2 protein-coding genes are annotated in these 1480 nt (G+C 45.3%); both read left to right on the forward strand.

All coding sequences use genetic code 11. The annotated features are described in order from the left end of the window. Positions 1-336, forward strand: a 336-nt coding sequence (locus tag A3761_RS25130) for a class I SAM-dependent methyltransferase (RefSeq protein ID WP_156492124.1), incomplete at its 5' end; no start/stop codon positions are given. Positions 337-354: 18 nt separating this feature from the next. After that, positions 355-1480 (forward strand): methionine adenosyltransferase (metK, locus tag A3761_RS25135; RefSeq protein WP_068751137.1); only part of this gene is annotated, 1126 nt, incomplete at its 3' end.

A 1480-nucleotide genomic window follows, 5' to 3' on the forward strand; every position in this document is an offset into this window, starting at 1 on the left:
AACTTGTGCAACAAAAACGAAAGGCCGCAAGTAGACGCAGCTGTCATGAATATGGTTTTACATCATGTTCCCGCCCCTGCTCAAATATTTATTGATGTCTATGCAATTTTAAAGCCTGGCAGTTCATTGGTTATTTGTGATTTAGCCCACCACAATCAGGAATGGGCTCGTGAAAGCTGTGGAGACCTTTGGCTTGGCTTTGAAGCCCAAGAATTACTTAGCTGGGCAGAACGTGCTGGCTTTATTGAAGAAAAAAATGCATTTATCGGCCTCCGTAATGGCTTTCAAATTCAATTACGAAAATTCATAAAACCTATCAATAGCAGTATTAACTAATTTGTGCAGGAAACGACTATGAGCGAATACAGTATATTTACTTCTGAATCTGTATCAGAAGGCCACCCGGATAAGGTTGCAGATCAGATCTCTGATGCAGTACTCGATGCTATCATTGCCCGCGACCCACTTGCCCGTGTTGCCGTCGAAACGCTAGTTAAAACCGGCATGGCCGTTGTTGCCGGAGAAGTGACTACTTCCTGCTATGTAGACCTAGAAGACATTGTTCGAGACGTGATTACTGGCATCGGCTATAACAGCTCTGATGTTGGCTTTGATGGCGCTACGTGTGCGGTACTTAATGGCATAGGTAAACAGTCAGTCGATATCAACATGGGAGTTGACCGCTCTAAACCTGAAGACCAGGGTGCTGGTGATCAAGGCCTAATGTTCGGCTACGCAACAAATGAAACACCAAGCTTAATGCCCGCTCCCGTTTATTACGCACACCTATTGGTACAACGTCAATCTGAGCTTCGCCAGAACGGTACACTACCCTGGTTGCGTCCAGATGCTAAGTCTCAGGTGACCATCAACTACGAAGGTGAAACACCAAAAGTGGATGCTGTGGTTTTGTCCACGCAACACGACCCTAGCATCTCTTTAGAAGACTTGCGTGAAGCAGTATTAGAAAACATTATCAAACCTGTTCTACCTGCTGAGTGGCTAAGTGACAATACTTTGTATCACATCAACCCAACCGGCAACTTTGTAATTGGTGGGCCAGTCGGTGATGCTGGCTTAACAGGCCGTAAGATTATCGTTGATACCTACGGCGGTATGGCACGACATGGTGGCGGCGCATTCTCTGGAAANGACCCTTCAAAAGTTGACCGCTCTGCTGCTTACATGGGCCGCTATGTTGCCAAGAACGTCGTTGCTGCGGGTTTAGCTGATCGTTGTGAAATCCAGGTTTCTTATGCTATCGGCGTTGCTGAACCAACTTCTATTTCTGTTAATACTTTTGGAACTGGTAAAGTTTCAGATATCGAGCTCGCGAAAATAATCCGTGAAGTTTTCGATCTTCGACCTTATGCAATCCAGAATCAACTAGAATTGCTTTATCCGATGTACCAAATTACTGCTGCCTATGGACATTTCGGACGCGAACCTTTTGAGCATACCTATAGTTACAAGGAAAACG

The sequence above is a fragment of the Oleiphilus sp. HI0123 genome (assembly GCF_001635315.1).